Source organism: Vogesella mureinivorans (assembly GCF_007644035.1).
GTDB classification, from domain to species: Bacteria; Pseudomonadota; Gammaproteobacteria; order Burkholderiales; family Chromobacteriaceae; genus Vogesella; species Vogesella mureinivorans.
Genome location: NZ_VMTV02000981.1, coordinates 1 through 255 on the forward strand (window position 1 = coordinate 1; position 255 = coordinate 255).

Genomic DNA, 255 nt, shown 5'->3' on the forward strand with positions numbered 1-255 from the left:
GGTAATGTCGAACATCAGCTTTATGGAGGCGGTCAATGCCCGCTCCTACAGCTCGATTTTCTCCACCCTGTGCCAGACCAGAGACGTGGACGCGGCCTACGCCTGGAGTGAAGAGAGCGCGTCATTGCAGCGCAAGGCAGATCTGGTGCTGGAATATTACCGGGCCGACGAGCCGCTGAAGAAGAAGATCGCCAGCGTGTTCCTGGAATCTTTCCTCTTCTATTCCGGCTTCTGGCTGCCTATGTACTGGTCGAG

1 protein-coding gene is annotated in these 255 nt (G+C 56.5%); it reads left to right on the forward strand.

All coding sequences use genetic code 11. The annotated features are described in order from the left end of the window. Positions 1-255, forward strand: a 255-nt coding sequence (locus FLQ44_RS21790) for a ribonucleotide-diphosphate reductase subunit beta (protein WP_206209070.1), incomplete at both ends; no start/stop codon positions are given.